Source organism: Roseateles sp. P1_C6, assembly GCF_056406315.1.
In genome coordinates, this window is the sequence record NZ_JBFUAK010000003.1 from 367849 (window position 1) to 385552 (window position 17704).

At 69.3% G+C, this 17704-nt stretch carries 15 protein-coding genes; 10 read left to right on the forward strand and 5 right to left on the reverse strand.

Going from position 1 to position 17704, the window contains the following annotated elements; genetic code table 11:
• The first annotated feature begins 66 nt into the window (after nt 1-66).
• Nucleotides 67-1215 carry a signal recognition particle-docking protein FtsY gene (gene ftsY / locus AC1D29_RS07625; protein WP_477895786.1) on the forward strand — a complete coding sequence of 383 codons (1149 nt, stop codon included), beginning with the start codon at nt 67-69 and terminating at the stop codon, nt 1213-1215.
• A gap of 52 nt (nt 1216-1267) precedes the next feature.
• Here the strand turns inward: ftsY and AC1D29_RS07630 are convergent, their stop codons facing one another.
• Together AC1D29_RS07630 and AC1D29_RS07635 are read right to left on the reverse strand one after the other, a co-directional pair.
• Nucleotides 1268-1801, reverse strand: a complete 534-nt coding sequence (locus tag AC1D29_RS07630) for a hypothetical protein (protein WP_477895788.1) — start codon at nt 1799-1801, stop codon at nt 1268-1270.
• Between the two features lie 10 nt (nt 1802-1811).
• Nucleotides 1812-2780 carry a LysR substrate-binding domain-containing protein gene (locus AC1D29_RS07635; protein WP_477895790.1) on the reverse strand — a complete coding sequence of 323 codons (969 nt, stop codon included), beginning with the start codon at nt 2778-2780 and terminating at the stop codon, nt 1812-1814.
• A gap of 101 nt (nt 2781-2881) precedes the next feature.
• Between AC1D29_RS07635 and AC1D29_RS07640 the strand changes: the two genes are divergently transcribed.
• Both AC1D29_RS07640 and AC1D29_RS07645 read left to right on the forward strand, forming a co-directional pair.
• On the forward strand, nt 2882-3778 hold the full coding sequence (locus tag AC1D29_RS07640; RefSeq protein WP_477895792.1) for an NAD-dependent epimerase/dehydratase family protein: 897 nt from the start codon (nt 2882-2884) through the stop codon (nt 3776-3778).
• A complete protein-coding gene (locus tag AC1D29_RS07645; RefSeq protein WP_477895794.1) occupies nt 3775-4368 on the forward strand; it encodes a LysE family transporter in 594 nt (197 codons plus the stop codon). Before AC1D29_RS07640 ends, AC1D29_RS07645 begins: the two co-directional genes overlap by 4 nt.
• 1 nt (nt 4369) lies before the next feature.
• Here AC1D29_RS07645 and ffh read toward each other — a convergent pair whose 3' ends face one another.
• Nucleotides 4370-5749: a signal recognition particle protein gene (gene ffh / locus AC1D29_RS07650; protein WP_477895796.1), complete on the reverse strand. Its 1380-nt coding sequence runs from the start codon at nt 5747-5749 to the stop codon at nt 4370-4372.
• Nucleotides 5750-5804: 55 nt separating this feature from the next.
• On the opposite strand from ffh, the gene AC1D29_RS07655 reads away from it, so the two are divergent.
• The 7 genes from AC1D29_RS07655 to AC1D29_RS07685 all read left to right on the forward strand — a co-directional run bounded on the left by AC1D29_RS07655 (nt 5805) and on the right by AC1D29_RS07685 (nt 15611).
• Entirely contained in the window at nt 5805-6683 is an 879-nt protein-coding gene (locus tag AC1D29_RS07655) for a cytochrome C assembly family protein (RefSeq protein ID WP_477895798.1), read from the forward strand.
• Entirely contained in the window at nt 6680-6931 is a 252-nt protein-coding gene (locus AC1D29_RS07660) for a PP0621 family protein (protein WP_477895800.1), read from the forward strand. Before AC1D29_RS07655 ends, AC1D29_RS07660 begins: the two co-directional genes overlap by 4 nt.
• Nucleotides 6932-6946: 15 nt before the next feature.
• A complete protein-coding gene (locus AC1D29_RS07665) occupies nt 6947-8614 on the forward strand; it encodes a sensor histidine kinase (protein WP_477895802.1) in 1668 nt (555 codons plus the stop codon).
• Nucleotides 8611-10068 carry a sigma-54-dependent transcriptional regulator gene (locus AC1D29_RS07670; protein WP_477895804.1) on the forward strand — a complete coding sequence of 486 codons (1458 nt, stop codon included), beginning with the start codon at nt 8611-8613 and terminating at the stop codon, nt 10066-10068. Before AC1D29_RS07665 ends, AC1D29_RS07670 begins: the two co-directional genes overlap by 4 nt.
• A 500-nt stretch (nt 10069-10568) precedes the next feature.
• A complete protein-coding gene (locus AC1D29_RS07675) occupies nt 10569-13475 on the forward strand; it encodes a ribonucleoside-diphosphate reductase subunit alpha (RefSeq protein ID WP_477895806.1) in 2907 nt (968 codons plus the stop codon).
• A 157-nt stretch (nt 13476-13632) separates the two neighbouring features.
• Nucleotides 13633-14793, forward strand: coding sequence for a ribonucleotide-diphosphate reductase subunit beta (locus tag AC1D29_RS07680; protein ID WP_477895808.1), 1161 nt, complete (start codon nt 13633-13635; stop codon nt 14791-14793).
• A gap of 209 nt (nt 14794-15002) precedes the next feature.
• Entirely contained in the window at nt 15003-15611 is a 609-nt protein-coding gene (locus AC1D29_RS07685) for a histone (RefSeq protein WP_477895810.1), read from the forward strand.
• Between the two features lie 257 nt (nt 15612-15868).
• On the opposite strand, the gene AC1D29_RS07690 is transcribed toward AC1D29_RS07685, so the two are convergent.
• The gene (locus tag AC1D29_RS07690) at nt 15869-16816 is read right to left on the reverse strand and encodes a zinc-ribbon and DUF3426 domain-containing protein (protein WP_477895811.1); all 948 of its coding nucleotides are present in this window, start codon (nt 16814-16816) and stop codon (nt 15869-15871) included.
• Nucleotides 16813-17700: a 50S ribosomal protein L11 methyltransferase gene (gene prmA, locus AC1D29_RS07695; protein WP_477896211.1), complete on the reverse strand. Its 888-nt coding sequence runs from the start codon at nt 17698-17700 to the stop codon at nt 16813-16815. The genes AC1D29_RS07690 and prmA overlap by 4 nt, the downstream gene beginning before the upstream one ends.
• Nucleotides 17701-17704 lie beyond the last annotated feature (4 nt).

The window sequence follows — 17704 nt, forward strand, 5'->3', positions numbered from 1 at the left end:
AATCAAGCGCGTGCGAGAAAGGCCCCGTCAGGGCCTTGTCGTGGCGGCAGGCGAAAATGCCCGGCTATGTTCAGTTTCTTCAAGAAGACGGCGCCGGCTCCTGCCCCCGCTGAGGCGCCGACCCTGCTGCCCGAGGGCTGGGTCACCAAGCCGGCCAGCCCGCCACCGCCGCCTGCAGCGCCTGCCGCCACGCCCACGCCGGTGGCAGCGCCCGCCGCCGTCCCGGTTGCCGCCCCGCAGACCCCTGCGCCCGTGGTGGCTGCGCCCGCCCGGCCCATGGCCCCGCCACCGCCGACGCCCGAACCGGCCGCTGCACCGCGCCAGAGCTGGATGGAGCGCTTGCGCGCCGGCCTGCGCAAGACCGGCGGCAGCATTGCCGGCGTCTTCAGCGGCACCAAGATCGACGACCAGCTTTACGAGGAGCTGGAAGAGGCGTTGCTGATGGCCGACGCCGGCGTCAAGGCCACGCAGTTCCTGCTCGACGACCTGAAGCGCCGCGTGAAGGACGCCCGTGCCACGGACCCGCAGGCCGTGCGTGCGCTGCTGATCGACGCGCTGGCCGAGCTGCTGGCGCCGCTGGAGCGAAGCCTGGAAGTCGGCCGCTTCACGCCCACCGTGATGATGGTCGTGGGCGTCAACGGTGCCGGCAAGACGACCAGCATCGGCAAGCTGACCCGCCACCTGGCCGAGGCCGACCAGAAGGTCTTGCTGGCCGCGGCCGACACCTTCCGCGCCGCCGCGCGCGAGCAGCTGGGCGTGTGGGCCGACCGCGCCAAGGTCGAGATCATCAGCCAGGAGGGCGGCGACCCGGCCGCGGTGTCCTTCGACGCCGTCAACGCCGGCCGTGCGCGCGGTGCCGACGTGGTCATTGCCGACACGGCGGGCCGCCTGCCCACGCAGATCCACCTGATGGAGGAGCTGAAGAAGATCAAGCGCGTCATCGCCAAGGCGCAAGCCGACGCGCCGCACGAGGTGCTGCTGGTGGTGGACGGCAACACCGGCCAGAACGCGCTGAACCAGGTCAAGGCCTTCGACGAGGCGCTCGGGCTGACGGGCCTCATCGTCACCAAGCTGGACGGCACCGCCAAGGGCGGCGTGCTGGCGGCCATCGCGCGCGAGCGGCCCGTGCCGGTCTACTTCATCGGCGTGGGCGAGAAGCTGGAAGACCTCGAGACCTTCAGCGCCCGCGAATTCGCCCGGGCGCTGCTGGAGTGACCCTCGCGGCCTGAGCACCAAGCCGCGCTCAGACCGGGCGAGGGGCGTCAGCTCAGTGCGCGTGCGGTGTGTCGGCGTAGTAGCCGGCACCGCGCGGCTTCGGGAAAAGCGTGGTGCGCAGGCGCTCGCCATCCTCGCCTTGCCATTCGCGGTCCCACTGCGTGAGTACCAGCTCGGTCGCCCCCAGCACGCGCAGCAAGCGCTCGCGCTTGCGGGCCTGGCGGGGCTGGTCTTCGGGGATGGGCAGCATCACCACCGAGCGCACATAGCCGTGCTCGTCGCACAGCGCGAAGTCAACGGTCAGCAGACCAGTGCGCGACAGCCATTCGCGATAGGAATGCTGGCGCGGCACCCGCACCAGCTTGTGCAGGGGCACATGCGCGAGCAGGAAACCCTTGGGGTGCTCCAGCGCCAGCGCCTGGGCGATGCATTTGTGGGCATGCCGCTCCGAGCTCACCAGCACGCGCGCCGGCGTGGGTGGCCAGCGCATCACGGTGTCGGCCGCGTCGGCGCTCAGGGGGCCGTCCGGTCGGGTCAGGCGGTTCAGCCAGGCGCCCACGGCGCGGGGGAGTTGGAGGTTGAGCATGCGCGACACGCTAGCGGCCGCGACTGCCCTTGGCCATGCCCGGCCGTCCCCTGACCTTGGGACCAAGTGTGAGCACTTGTGTCCCCACCGGGCCGTCCGGCGTCAGTTGCTCGAACTCGGCCTTGATCCAGGCCTCGAAGACCTTCACCGCCGGCGCGCTGCCGCGTGCGGCGCCGCGCAGCAGGCGGTAGCCATAGGCCGAGGGCAGCGGCGCGCAGTCGGCCCGCACGAGGCGCCCTTGCGCCAGGTCCTCGGCCGCCAGCGCGAACGGCACGAGGCCCACGCCCAGGCCCGCCACGGCGGCCTGCACCAGCAACCCGCCGTGGCTGCAGGCGCGTGAGAAGTCCAGGTGGCGGCGAGACGCCAGGCCCTCGCGCGCCAGCAGTCGCTGCCAAGCGTCCAGCCCGCCCTCCTCGTGCAGCAGTGGCTGGCGCAGCAGCCCGGCCAGCGGCACCGGCTTGGCGACAAGCGCCGGGCTGTAGGCGACCACCGATTGCTCGGCATACAGCGGCGGCGCGTCCATCGTGGCCAGCGACTGGTAGCGCAGCGCGAGGTCGCAGCCGCCGCCGTCCAGGTCCGCGAGCTGGTCGCTGGCCTCCACACGCACGTCCGCCGCCGGGTGCGCAGCCGTGAAGCGGTGCAGCCGCGGCACCAGGAACTTCATCGTCAGCGAATGCGTGCTGGACACGCGCACCCTGTGCGGGTCCTGCGTCTCGCGCAGCGCCAGCACCTGGCCGCGCAGCTCACCCAGCATGCGCGTGACGGTTGCCGCGAGCGCCTGGCCGGGCGGCGTGATGGCGACGTGGCGCGGGTGGCGAACGAACAGCGGCAGGCCGAGGGACTGCTCCAGCAGCTTGATCTGCTGGCTCAGGGCGGCCGGCGTCTTGTGCAGCTCGGCCGCAGCGGCGCGGAAGCTGCCGAGGCGGGCGGCCGCCTCGAAGTCCAGCAGGCCGGACAGGCTGGCAAACGGCTTGGGCATGGTGAAGGCTAGGTTTGGCTAATCCTCAGGGTTGGCAATTCTCGCTTTCCACCGGAATGGCCAGAGGGAAGACTGCGCTCCAGGCAATCCAAGGAGCAGTCATGGGTCAAGAAATCCTGGTCATCGGCGGCACGCGCTATTTCGGCATCCGCCTTGTCGAGGCGCTGCTCGCCGCCGGCGAGCGCGTGACCGTCGCGACGCGCGGGCGCACGCCCGACCCCTTCGGCACGCGGGTGCGCCGCATCGCGGTGGACCGCGGCGACGCGATGGCCATGCAGGCCGCCTTCGGCGATGCGCGCTTCGACCTGGTCTACGACCAGATGTGCTACGGCCCGGACGAAGCGGCGCTGGCCGCGCGGCTGTTCGCCGGGCGGGTGGGGCGCTACCTGATGACGTCGACCATCGAGGTCTACGACGCGCTGCATGGCCGGTTGCAGCGGGCGTACCGCGAAGACGATCTCGACCCGGCGCAGGCCGTGGCGCACCCGCCCACCGCCTATGGCGACGGCAAGCGCCGCGCGGAGGCCGCGTTGCTGGCCGCGCCCGGGCTGCCGGCCGCGACGCTGCGCCTGGCCCATGTGCTGGGCGGGCCGGAAGACTTCACCGGCCGGCTGCGCGGCCATGTCGAGGCGGTGCTGCGCGGCGAGACCCTGCGGCATGCGGCAGTGCCGGGCGGAACCTCCTTCATCGATGTGGCCGGCGTCGTCGAGCTGCTGGTCTGGGCCGGCCGCCAGGACTTTCGCGGCCCCCTCAATGTCGCCAGTGCTGGCACGCTGACGGCACCCGGGCTGCGCGCGCGCATCGCCGCACGGCTGGGCAGGGAGGTACGGCTGGCTCCGGGCGACGCAGCGGACGATTTCAACTACGCCGCGCCGCATGCCATGGACACGCGCCGCGCCGCGGTCCTGGGCTGGCGCTTCGGCGCCGTCGACGACTGGCTGGACGCGCTCATCGACACGCATGCCGCCGCGTTGAACGGCGCGGCGGTCAGCGCATGAACGGCATCCAGCACCTCGGCGCCTTCCTGCTGGCCGCGCTGCTCGTCATCGTCGTGCCGGGGCCGGCGACGCTGTATGTGCTGGGCCAGGCGCGCACTGCGGCGCCGCGCGCGCTGCGGGCCGTGGCGGGCCTGGTCGTGGGCGACCTGCTGCTGATCGCGGCGGCCGGGTTGGGTCTGGGCGCGTTGCTGCGCCAGTGGCCGGCGGCGTTGCTGGCCTTGCGCATCGTCGGCGCGGGCTATGTGGCCTGGCTTGGCCTCGCGATGCTGCGCAGCGCGCCGGCCCGCGACGCCGCCCAGGTGCCCCCCGGTGCCGCTTTCGGCCCGGCCCTGCTGCTGACGCTGCTCAACCCCAAGCCCATCCTGTTCTTCGGCGCCTTCTTCCCGCTCTTCCTGGCGTCGGACAGCGACGACTGGCTGGCCGGCTTCCTGCGGCTGGGCCTGCTGTTCGAGCTGATCAACATCGGCTGGTTTGCGCTGCTGATCGCGGCCGCCGTGCGGCTGCGGGCTCGTGCCCCGGCCGGGCCGTGGCTGAACCGCCTGGGTGGCCTGGGCCTGCTCGGCTGCGCGGCCCTGGTGCTGTTCGGCTAGATCACATGCCGGGCAGGCCCTTCATGCCGCCCATGCGCTTCATCATCTTCATCAGGCCGCCGCCCTTCATCTTCTTCATCATCTGCTGCATCTGGTCGAACTGATTCAGCAGGCGGTTGACGTCCTGGATCTGCACGCCTGCGCCGGCCGCGATGCGGCGCTTGCGGCTGGCCTTGCTCTTGCCGTCCATCAACAACGCGGGGTGCGAACGCTCCTTGGCGCTCATCGCGCGCAGGATGCCTTCCATGCGCTTCATGTCCCGCTCGGCGCGGTCCATGTCGGCCTGGCCGGGCTGCTTGCTGCCCATCATGTTCTGCGGCAGCTTGTCCATCAGGCCGCCCAGGCCGCCCATCTTCTTCATCTGCGCGATCTGCTGCAGGAAGTCGTTCAAATCGAAGCCGCTGCCGCTCTTGAGCTTGTCGGCCATGGCCTGCGCCGAGGCCATGTCCACGTTGGCCGTGACCTGTTCGACCAGCGCGACGATGTCGCCCATGCCCAGCACGCGGCCGGCGTGGCGGTCGGCGTCGAACACCTCCAGCCCGTCGATCTTCTCGGACACGCCGGCGAACTTGATCGGCGCGCCGGTGATCTGGCGCACCGACAGCGCCGCGCCACCGCGCGAGTCACCGTCCAGCTTGGTCAGGATGACGCCGGTCAGCGGCAGCGCGTCCTTGAAGGCCTTGGCCGTGTTGACCGCGTCCTGGCCCTGCATCGCGTCGACGACGAACAGCGTCTCGACCGGGTTCAGTACCGCGTGCAAGTCCTTGATCTCGGCCATCAAGGCCTCGTCGATGGCCAGGCGGCCGGCCGTGTCGACCAGCAGCACGTCGATGTAGTGGCGCTTGGCGTAGTCGAGGGCTGCCAGCGCGATGTCGCGCGGCTTCTGCTCGGGCGTGGACTCGAACCACTCCGCGCCGGCCTGGCGCGTGACGGTCTTCAGCTGTTCGATGGCGGCGGGGCGGTAGACGTCGGCGCTGACCGTCAGCACCTTTTTCTTGCGCTTCTCGATCAGGTGCTTGGCCAGCTTGGCCGTCGTCGTCGTCTTGCCGGCGCCCTGCAGGCCGGCCATCAGGATGACGGCGGGCGGCTGGGCGGCCAGGTTGATGTCGGCCACGCCCTCGCCCATGGTCGCGGCGAGTTCCTTGTGCACGACCGAGACCAGCACCTGGCCGGGGTTCAGCGAGCCGACCACTTCCTGGCCCAGCGCCTTCTCCTTGACCCGGGCGATGAAGTCGCGCACGACGGGCAGGGCCACGTCGGCCTCGAGCAGGGCCATGCGCACCTCGCGCAGCATGTCCTGCACGTTGGTCTCGGTGATGCGGGCCTGGCCGCGCATCGTCTTGACAAGGCGACTCAGGCGGTCGGTGAGGTTGGATGCCATCGTTGGGGAGGGTTGAACCGGCAGAACGCACGGAACCCAAAAGTACACTGCAGCCATGAGTTTATCGCCCGCCCCCCTCGCAGACGCCGCCGTCGGCGCTCAAGGCGTCGGACCGGGTCTCGCACTGGCCGTGGCCAGCGTGCTGGCGCTGCTCGGCTACATCTGGGTCGGGCTGCTGCGCGCCCGTGCCGGCGAGCTGGACACAGCCACGCGCCCGCCAGTGCGTTCGGTGCCGCCGATGGCGCTGGCCTGGACCGCGCAATTCATCGCCCTCTATATAGATATCAGCGGCTACGGCCTGGCCACGCCGGGCGCGCGCTTCGGCTTCGCGCCGGCGCTGTCCATGACGACCTGGCTGGTGCTGACGGTGTATCTGATCGAAAGCCGCTTCCTGCCGCTGCACAGCGTGCGCCGCGTGCTGGCCTGGTTGGCGGCGGCGGCCGTGCTGCTGGCGTGGAGCTTCCCCGGCGAGAGCCGGCCGTTGGCCGCCTCGCCTTGGGCGCCGCTGCACTGGGTGCTGGGGCTGGCGTCCTACGGCCTGTTCGGCGTCGCCGTGCTGCATGCGGCGCTGCTGAACCGCGCCGAATCGCAGCTGCGCCGCAAGCAGTCCACGCCCGGCGGGCTGCCGCTGCTGCAGCTGGAGCGGCTGACCTTCCAGTTCGTCGCCGCCGGCGTGGGCGTGCTGTCGCTGGCCATCCTGCTGGGCTGGTGGTTCACGCCGACCTGGCGCTGGGACCACAAGAACCTGCTGGCCGTGCTGGGCTGGCTGGTGTTGACCGGCCTGCTGGTGGGCCGACGCATCTACGGCTGGCGCGGCCGGCGTGCGACGCGCTGGCTGTACGCCGGCGCCGCGCTGCTGCTGCTGTCGTATGCCGGCTCGCGCTTCGTGCTGGAGGTCATCCTGCAGCGCGCGGGCAACGGGGGTGGCGCATGAAGTACCTGCTGCTGTTGCTGCTGCTGGCGGGCTTCTTCTTCGTGCTGGGCCTGAAGCGATCACGGCCGCGCGAACGCGATCCCGAGGCGCCGCCGCCGGCGCCTCCCGCGGCGCGGCCTCAAGCCATGCTGCGCTGTGCCGAGTGCGGCATGCACCTGCCCGCGGACGAGACCTTGCCCGGCAAGGGTGGCGTGTTCTGCAGCGCCGCGCACCGCGCGGGCTTCGAGGCCCGGCAGGGCCAGGGCTGAGCGTGGCGACGACCCGTGGCTGAAGGCGGCTGGTTCGTCGAATCACCGCCGGCCGAGCCGGCCGAGACGAGCGCGGCCTTCGACCGGCTCTACCGCGCGTTTCTCGCCGCGCGCGCGGCGCTGGGCGTGGCGCTGATCGCGGCACAGTTGATCGCCTCCGTGCTGTCGACACCACCGGCGCGCTCGACGTTGGCGCTGAGCGCCTCCTATGCGGTGGCTGCGGTGGCGCTGTGGCTGCTGCCGCAGCTTCGCCGCGGCGCGTCGCCGCGCAGCCTGGCGCGCATCAGCAGCCCGCATTGGTGGAGCGCGATCGGTGTGGACCTGATCCTGTTCGGCGTGTTGCATGCGCTGGACCCCAGCGGCGTGAACTATGGCGCCCTGTTCGTCATGCCGGTGCTGATGGCGGCCGTGCTGAGCCCGCGCATGCTGGCGCTGGCGACGGCGGCCATCGCGACGCTGGGCCTGCTTGGCGCGGCCGCCTGGTCGCTGCTGCTGGGCGTGGACATTGGCATCAAGACCACGCAGGCCGGCCTCGTCGGCAGCGGCCTGTTCGCCGTCAGCCTGCTGGCGGGCGAGCTGAGCGCGCGGCTGGCCCGCGAGGAGAAGGCCGCGCGTGGCAGCCTGGCACTGGCGCGCCAGCAGGAGTCGCTGAACCGCCTCGTCATCGACGAGATGCAGGAGGGGGTGCTCGTCGTCGATCGGCGTGGCCGCGTCCGGGCGATGAACCCGGCGTCGCGCGCGCTGCTGGGTGCCGACAGCGGCGAGTTGAGCTGGCAGCTGCGCGGGCGGCCGGACTGGCAACCGCTGGTGCAGGCGTTGGAGCAGGCTTACGCGAACGGCGGCGGCGGCGCGGGCACCGAGGCCGACGTGATGCTGCCGCTGGACAGTGGCGTCAGCCGCAGCCTGCGCCTGCGCCTGCGTTTCACGCGCCAGCGCGAGGGCAGCGAGGAGTTGTGCGTGCTGTTCGTCGAGGACAACCGCGAGCTGCTGGCACGCACGCGGCAGGAGAAGCTGGCCGCGATGGGCCGCGTGTCGGCTGGCATCGCGCACGAGATCCGCAACCCGCTCGCGGCCATCGCGCAGGCCAATGCGCTGATCGCCGAGGACGTGGCCGGCATGCGCGCCGAACAGCTGACCAAGATGGTCGCGTCCAACGTGCAGCGCCTCAAGCGCCTGGTCGACGACGTGACCGAGGTGGCGCCGGGCATGCAGCCGGACACGCAGCCATTGGATGCCAGCGCCCTCGTGCAGGAGACCTGCAGGGACTGGGCGCATGTCAACGGCGTGGCACCCGGCGCGCAGAGCCGCTTCCAGTTGCAGATCGCCGCGCCCGGGTTGATCGCGCTGTTCGATGCCGAGCATCTGCGCCGTGTGCTCGTCAACCTGCTGGACAACGCGCACCGCCATGCCGAGCCCGGCGCCGGAGCGATCCGCGTCGCACTGGACCGCCGCGGCGAGGCGCTGGACCTGGTCGTGCGCAGCGCCGGCCCGCCGGTGCCGCCTGAGATCGAGCGGCATCTGTTCGAGCCCTTCTTCTCGACGCGCAGCCGCGGCTCGGGCCTGGGCCTCTATATTTGCCGGGAGCTGTGCGAGCGCCATGGCGCCCGCATCGACTACCGCCGTGCCGCCGACGCGGCGGCCAACGAATTCTGTGTGCGCCTGCGCATGCCCGAGTCACGATGAGTAATGCCACGCCTGTGCGCCTGCTGGTGGTCGATGACGAGCCGGACCTGCGCACGCTCTACGAGCTGACCTTGCTGCGCGAGGGCTATGAGATCGACAGCGCCGGCACGGTGGCCGAGGCGCTGGAGCACTTGCAGGCCGCGACCTACAGCGCCGTCATCACCGACATGAAGCTGCCCGATGGCTCGGGCCTGGCGCTGCTGCGCTGGCTGGAGCAGGCCGGCAGACCGGAGAAGGCCGTCGTCATCACGGCCTTCGGCTCGGCCGAGAACGCCGTCGAGGCGCTGAAGGCCGGCGCCTTCGACTACCTGACCAAGCCGGTGGACCTGCGCCAGTTCCGGCTCGTCGTCGGCTCGGCGCTGGGGCGCCAGCCCGCCCAACGCGCGCCGGAACCCGTGCGCACGCCCACGCCGGCCAGCACGGTGTCGGCAACCGCGCTGCGCTTGGTTGGCGAGTCACCGGCCATTCGCTCGGTGCGCGCGCTGATCGACAAGGTGGGCCGCAGCATGGCGCCGGTGCTGGTGCAGGGCGAGTCGGGCACCGGCAAGGAGCTCGTCGCGCGCGCCATCCACGACCATGGCGTGCGCACCGAAGCGCGCTTCGTCGCCGTCAACTGCGGTGCCATCCCCGAGAACCTGCTGGAGGCCGAGTTCTTCGGCTACCGCAAGGGCGCCTTCACCGGCGCGAACGAGGACCGCGAGGGCTTCTTCCAGGCGGCCGACGGCGGCACGCTGTTCCTCGACGAGATCGGTGACCTGCCGCTGGCCATGCAGAGCAAGCTGCTGCGCGTCATTCAGGAGCGCTCGGTGCGGCCCGTCGGTGCGACGGCGGAAACGCCGATCAATGTGCGCATCCTCAGCGCCACGCACAAGGATCTCGGCGCCGAGGTCGCCGCGGGACGCTTCCGCCAGGACTTGTTCTACCGCCTCAACGTCATCCAGATCCGCGTGCCGCCGCTGCGCGAGCGACTGGAGGACCTGGGCCTGATCAGCAACCGCGTGCTGGCGCGCATCGCGCAGGATGCCGGCGTGTCGCCCACGCCGCGGTTGACGGCGGACGCGCTGCAGACGCTGTCGCGGTATGCCTTCCCCGGCAATGTGCGCGAGCTGGAGAACCTGTTGCACCGCGCGCTGGCGTTGGCCGGTGGCGAGTGGATAGACGCCGACGACCTGGGCCTGCCGGACACGCTGCTGGACGAGGGGCGCAGCGAGTCGCAGTTCGCCGCGCTGGAGACGCCTGTGGTGGCCTCGCCGGTGGCGGAGGGGCTGCTGCTGCCGGAGGAGCTGCCCGATGACCTGGCGCGCTATCTCGATGAGGTGGAGCGCGCGATCCTGCTGCGGGCGCTGGAGGCGCACCGCTTCAACCGCACCGCGGCGGCTGCCAGCCTGGGCCTGTCGCTGCGCCAGATCCGCTACCGCATGGCCCGGCTGGCGATCTCGGCCGGCGACGCCTGAGCGACCCCAAAAACCTTCTCGGGATTTGCCCTGCTTGAATCCTGCGCAAGCGGCGCAGCGCAACGACCACGGGCAACGCAGGCCCAGCAACGGCGCGGCCTCGCGGCCCATTGCGGCCCGCCGGCCCAGTGCCCATGCGGGTTGTGTCGCGCGGTGCCCGTATTGATCGGGCCAAGGCCGCGAAGCCGCCGTTTGTGTGTCTGGGGCCGTACGGGGTTTCACACTAGCCGTAGTGCTTGAGAGGTCGGGGCGCCACATATATAGTGTCCTCTCGTGCTATCCTGCTGACCCAGTCGACCCCCCATGACCATCTTCCCGGACGCGCTGTTTGTCGGGGCTAATCGCCCGCAGCGACACACCGGAGAAGCGAGCCGCGATGCCGGCCGAGTCATGGAGCGGCAGGGACGAAATACCTCTTTTGAAGCCCCCCACCGAGCGCGGGCCCACCTCAGGGTGGCAGCCGCGCTTTGGTCTGCAGTTTTTGGATAAAGGATTCCCTCATGCAACAAGCCGTCTCCGGCCAGGCTCCCGCCACCGCCGCACCAGTCGCGTTTGAATCCGACGCGCCCAACGCCACCAGCAGCCAGCCGACGCTGTCGACCTACCAGGCCTACCAGATCATTCGCCGCAACGGCGCCGTGGTCTCGTTCGAGCCGAGCAAGATTGCCGTCGCGCTGATGAAGGCCTTCCTGGCCGTGCATGGCACCAGCGGTGCCGCGTCGGCCAGCGTGCGTGAGACGGTCGAGCAGCTGACCCAGAACGTCGTGCGCGCGCTGCTGCGTTCGCGCCCCAGCGGCGGCACCTTCCACATCGAAGACGTGCAGGACCAGGTCGAACTGGGCCTGATGCGCAGCAGCAACCACGAAGTCGCCCGCGCCTACGTGCTGTACCGCGAGCGCCGCACGCAGGAGCGCTCCGCCCAAGGTGAAGCCAGCCGGGCCGCCGAACCGGCGCTGATGGTGGTGGACCGCGGCGAGCGTCGCCCGCTGGACCTGGGCCAGCTGAAGTCGCTGATCGCCTCGGCCTGCGAGAACCTCGGCGCCGACGTGAAGCCCGACCCCGTGCTGGCCGAGACGCAGCGCAACCTGTACGACGGCGTCGCCATCGACGAGGTCTACAAGGCCGCCATCCTGGCCGCCCGCACGCTGATCGAGAAGGACCCCGGCTACAGCCGCGCCACCGCTCGCCTGCTGCTGCACACCATCCGCCGCGAAATCATCGGCGGTGAAGTGACGCAAGCCGAAATGGCGCAGAAATATGCCGACTACTTCCCCGGCTACATCAAGCGCGGCATCAAGGCCGAGCTGCTGGACGAGAAGCTGGGCCAGTACGACCTGGCCAAGCTGGGCGCCGCGCTGAAGGCCGAACGCGACCTGCAGTTCGACTACCTCGGCCTGCAGACGCTGTACGACCGCTACTTCCTGCACATCGCCGATGAGCGCATCGAGATGCCGCAGGCCTTCTTCATGCGCGTGGCCATGGGCCTGGCGCTGGGCGAGATCGACCGCGAAGCCCGCGCCATCGAGTTCTACGAAGTGCTGTCCAGCTTCGACTTCATGTCCAGCACGCCGACGCTGTTCAACGCCGGCACGCGCCGCTCGCAGCTGTCCAGCTGCTACCTGACGACCGTGGCCGACGACCTCGACGGCATCTACGAGGCGCTGAAAGAGAACGCGCTGCTGAGCAAGTTCGCCGGCGGCCTGGGCAACGACTGGACGCCGGTGCGGGCACTCGGCTCGCACATCAAGGGCACCAACGGCAAGAGCCAGGGTGTCGTGCCTTTCCTGAAGGTGGTCAACGACACGGCCGTCGCCGTGAACCAGGGTGGCAAGCGCAAGGGCGCCGTCTGCGCCTACCTGGAAACCTGGCACCTGGACATCGAAGAGTTCCTGGATCTGCGCAAGAACACCGGCGACGACCGCCGCCGCACGCACGACATGAACACGGCGAACTGGATTCCCGACCTGTTCATGCGCCGCGTCATCGAAGGCGGCGACTGGACGCTGTTCAGCCCCTCCACCTGCCCGGACCTGCACGACAAGTTCGGCAAGGCTTTCGAGGAAGCTTATGTGGGCTATGAGCGCAAGGTCGACAGCGGCGAGCTGAAGCTCTTCAAGCGCATGCCGGCCAAGGACCTGTGGCGCAAGATGCTGTCGATGCTGTTCGAGACGGGCCACCCCTGGATCACGTTCAAGGACGCCTGCAACGTGCGCAGCCCGCAGCAGCATGTCGGCGTCGTGCACTCGTCCAATCTGTGCACCGAGATCACGCTGAACACCAACGACAGCGAGATCGCCGTCTGCAACCTCGGCTCCGTCAACCTGGCCCAGCACATCAAGGATGGCGCCATCGACCAGGTCAAGCTGAAGAAGACGACGCGCACGGCGATGCGCATGCTCGACAACGTCATCGACATCAACTACTACGCCGTCAAGAAGGCGCGCGACTCCAACCTGCGCCACCGCCCGGTCGGCCTGGGCATCATGGGCTTCCAGGACGCGCTGTACCAACTGCGCACGCCGTACGCGTCGCAAGCTGCCGTCGAGTTCGCCGACCGTTCGATGGAAGCCGTCTGCTATCACGCCTACTGGGCGTCGACGGAGCTGGCCGAAGAGCGCGGCCGCTACAGCAGCTACAAGGGCTCGCTGTGGGACCGCGGCATCCTGCCGATCGACTCGCTGGACCTGCTGGCCGAAGCCCGCGGTGGCTACGTCGATGTGGATCGCTCGACGACGCTGGACTGGGACGCACTGCGCGGCCGCATCGCCAGCTTCGGCATGCGCAACAGCAACTGCGTGGCCATCGCGCCGACCGCGACCATCTCCAACATCATCGGCGTGGACGCTTCGATCGAGCCTTGCTTCGGCAACCTGTCGGTCAAGTCCAACCTGTCCGGCGAGTTCACCGTCATCAACGAATCGCTGGTGCGTGACCTGAAGGCGCTGGGCCTGTGGGACGACGTGATGGTCATGGACCTCAAGCACTTCGACGGTTCGCTGCGCCGCATCGACCGCGTGCCCGAGGAGATCAAGGCGCTGTACGCGACGGCCTTCGAAGTCGACACCGTGTGGCTGATCGAAGCCGGCGCGCGCCGCCAGAAGTGGATCGACCAGGCGCAGAGCCTGAACATCTACATGGCCGGCGCATCGGGCAAGAAGCTCGACGAGACCTACAAGCTCGCGTGGCAGCGCGGCCTGAAGACGACCTACTACCTGCGCACCACCAGCGCGACGCAGGCCGAGAAGAGCACGGTCACACGCTCTGGCCAGCTGAACGCGGTGTCCAACAGCACCGCAGCGATGGCCGCGGCACCGGTCGCTCCGGTCGCCGTTGTCGAGCCCGAGCTGCCCGCCACGGACATGAAGTTCTGCGCCATCGACGACCCCGGCTGCGAGGCCTGCCAGTAAATGAAGCAGGGGTGCGTACTTGTATAGACAAGTGCGCACTTCATGTTTTCGATGCCCACGCGCAACAAACTTTGCGCGATTGATGCAAATAGCAGTTGCTAGTCCTTGTTGATTTGCACAAGCACTGCCGATAATTCGAAGTGATAGGAAAGACACCATGCTGGATTGGGACGAAGACCTGAAGTCCACTGATACCCACACCGCGAAGCCTCTCGCGGCCATGCCTTCGGCGACTGCGTCGCGCGAAGCTGCCAGCGTCTCGATCCCCGCTCCCCAGCTGTCCGGCGAACCCACGACCGCGCGTCGCGTGAAGGCTGCCGACAAGCGCATCATCAACGGCCAGACCGACGTCAATCAGCTGGTGCCGTTCAAGTACAAGTGGGCTTGGGAGAAGTACCTCGCCACCTGCGCCAACCACTGGATGCCGCAGGAAGTGAACATGAGCCGCGACATCGCGCTCTGGAAAGATCCCAACGGCCTGACCGAAGACGAGCGTCGCATCATCAAGCGCAACCTCGGCTTCTTCGTCACCGCCGACTCGCTGGCCGCCAACAACATCGTGCTGGGCACCTACCGCCACATCACGGCGCCGGAGGCCCGCCAGTTCCTGCTGCGCCAGGCCTTCGAGGAAGCGATCCACACGCACGCCTACCAGTACATCGTGGAGTCGCTGGGTCTGGACGAGAGCGAGATCTTCAACGCGTACAACGAAGTCCAGTCCATCCGCGACAAGGACGAGTTCCTGATCCCCTTCATCGGCGCGATCATGGACCCGAACTTCAACACGGGCACACCCGAGAACGACCAGACGCTGCTGAAGAGCCTGATCGTCTTCGCCTGCCTGATGGAAGGCATGTTCTTCTACGTCGGCTTCACGCAGATCCTGGCGATGGGCCGCCAGAACAAGATGACCGGTGCGGCAGAGCAGTACCAGTACATCCTGCGCGACGAGTCCATGCACTGCAACTTCGGCATCGACCTGATCAACCAGATCAAGTTGGAGAACCCGCACCTGTGGACGGCCGAGTTCAAGGCCGAGATCAAGGCGCTGTTCCTGAAGGCCGTCGAGCTGGAGTACCGCTACGCCGAGGACACCATGCCGCGCGGCGTCCTGGGCCTCAACGCCTCGATGTTCAAGGGCTATCTGCGCTTCATCGCCAACCGCCGTGCGGTGCAGATCGGCCTGGAAGCCCTGTTCCCTAACGAAGAAAACCCCTTCCCCTGGATGAGCGAGATGATCGACTTGAAGAAGGAACGCAACTTCTTCGAGACCCGTGTCATCGAGTACCAGTCGGGCGGGGCACTGAGCTGGGACTGACGTTCCAGCCGCAACCCGATCAAGCTCAAGCCAATGCAGTCACCGAGCGAAACCCGCATCAACACGCTAGACGTGGCGGGGCTGCATGGCGATCCCATTCACCGTATCGAGGCGTTCCTCCTGAGCGACTCTCGGACGGTGAATAACCGTATCTGCACGGACCGGTCCGTGCGGGACGGTGTCTTTTCCACTTGATCAAGGAGAAAACCATGGCAACTGCAAAGAAAGCTCCGGCCAAGAAGGCCGCCGCTACCCCGGTGAAGAAGGCTGCCGCCAAGAAGGCTGCCCCGGCGAAGAAGGCCGCTCCGGCCAAGAAGGCTGCGCCCGCCAAGAAGGCCGCTCCGGCCAAGAAGGCTGCGCCCGCCAAGAAGGCCGCTCCGGCCAAGAAGGCTGCACCCGCCAAGAAGGCCGCTCCGGCCAAGAAGGCTGCGCCCGCCAAGAAGGCCGCTCCGGCCAAGAAGGCTGCGCCCGCCAAGAAGGCCGCTCCGGCCAAGAAGGCTGCACCCGCCAAGAAGGCCGCTCCGGCCAAGAAGGCTGCTCCGGCGAAGAAGGCCGCTGCCAAGCCGGCCGCCAAGAAGGCTGCTGCGAAGCCTGCCGCCAAGCCTGCCGCCAAGCCTGCCGCGAAGAAGGCTGCTGCCCCCAAGAAGGCTGCTGCCAAGCCCGCCGCCAAGCCTGCTGCGAAGCCTGCCGCTGCGCCGAAGAAGGCTGCCGCCAAGCCTGCCGCTGCGGCCAAGCCTGCCGCTGCTGCTGCCCCGGCTGCCAAGACCGCGCTGAGCCCGCAAGCCGCCTGGCCCTTCCCCACCGGCAACAAGCCCTAAGCGTTTGTCTGAGCGGGCGGTTCCACCGCCCGTTCCCTCACTCGCGAAACCCGGCCCGCTCACGCGGTGCCGGGTTTTTTCTTTTCTGCTTTGGGGGGCGCGACCAGATCCGTACGGCCAGGGATCTGTGGGCCGAGTGCCGGGCCGCTGTAAGCCAGCCGCAGGCGATGTGCTTGCGGCTCGATGCCGTCTCCTAGCGGAACCGACCGCGCGCGCCTGCGTTCAGCAAGGCAAGGCCGGGCGAGGGGCTCACGGCCCTACGGGTAGAAGATGTTGACGCTGTAGCCGCTGACGCGCTGGCCGCCCGTGCTGAAGCTCACCGACAGTGCCTGCTCGGACTCGGCGTTGACCTGCTTGAGCTGCGGGCTCAGGGCCTCCGGGCCAATGACGCGGCGGGCGAAGGGCGCACCGCTGGCGTCGGTGAGGCTCAGCTCGACCCAGGGTGCCGCCACATCCACACCGGTCTTGTTGCGCAGCGACAGATTGAGCTTGTAGCTGCCACCGCTGCCGGCCGGATTCAACGACGTCGCATCGATGCTGAGCGCCTCGATGCGACGCCAGGGCTTGACCTCGCAGCCGAACGCCCCGCACATGGCCTGCAGCGAGGCGCGCAGCGGCGGGTGCAGGGCAGCCAGCGCGTCACGGAAGTGCAGCGCGATCTGCATTGCCAGCAGCACTGCGAGCAGCACCGATGCCAGCCCCAGGGCGAGGCGCACGCCTGGCCGGTTCCAGCGTGCGCTGCTCTGAGCGCGGCGCATGAACTCGGGCATGGCGGTCATCACGGGCGCCGCGGCGGGCTCGGCCGTCATGGGTGGCAGCGGCTCCGACTCGCGCGCCGCGGGCGGCGGCGGTGTGCGGTCGACGTCGATCCAGTGCGGTTCCTGCCGTGCGACGTCGGTGGGCCAGCCGGTCGGCAATGCGTCCGGCTCGGGCTCCGGCTCGGGCGGCGGCATCCACACCGGCGGTGGAGCCGGGGGTGGTGGTGGCGGTGGGGGCGGCGGCGGAGGCGGTTCGATGACCGCGGCCGGCGTGAACGGTGCGGGCCAGGGCGGCGGCGCGTCGCGCTCGATGTCGAACAGCAATTCGCGCGCGTCGAAGATCTCGGCGCAGCGGCCGCAGCGCACCCAGCCGTCGGAGACGCGCAACTGATCCTCGACGATCCGGAAGATCGTGCCGCAGGCGGTGCAGCGCGTCGCGAGGCTCATGCCGCTCGCTGGGCCGTCATCAGGATCCAGCCATCTTCTTCATCGCTGACTTCCAGCGCCAGCCAGGGCGCGTAGGCCGCCTTCAGCTCGTCCGCCTGGCGGGCCAGGATGCCGGCCAGGATCAGGTGCCCACCCGAAGCCACATGCGCGCACAGCAGCGGCGCGAGCAGCTTCAACGGCGTGGCCAGGATGTTGGCGATGACGAGCGGGTACTCGCCCTGGGCCAGGTCGGGCAGGCCGGGGTTCAGCGTGACACCGTTGGCCGCCGCGTTGTCACGCGAGGACGTGACGGCGGCCGGGTCGATGTCGACCGCGTCGATGTCTCGCGCGCCATGCAGCGCCGCGCCGATCGCGAGGATGCCCGAGCCGCAACCGTAGTCCAGCACGCGCGGCCAGGCTTGGGCGTGATTCGCAATCCACCGCAAGCACATGCGTGTCGTCGGGTGTGTGCCGGTGCCAAACGCCAGGCCCGGGTCCAGTCGCATGACGCGCCTGGCCTGCGGCGGCGCCTCGTGCCAGCTCGGCACGATCCAGAACTCGGGCGTGATCTCGACCGGCGCGAACTGGCTTTGCGTCAGGCGCACCCAGTCCTGCTCGGGCACGGCTTGGATGGCCTGCACGTGCACGTCGGCCGCCCAGTCCTGGGCCAGCAGCAGCGTCGCCGCCTTGGTGGCTTCGGGTTCGCTGGGGAACAAGGCCTTGACGACCGAGCGCTCCCAGCCGGGCTTGGGTGCCGGCATGCCCGGCTCGCCGAACAAGGCCTGCTCGGCATCGGTGTCCGCGTCGGCGTCCTCGACGGACACCGCGAGCGCGTCGATCTCCATCAGCGCATCGCTGACGATCTCGACGTCGGCCTCGCGGCAGACCAGGGCCAGCTCGAACAGATTG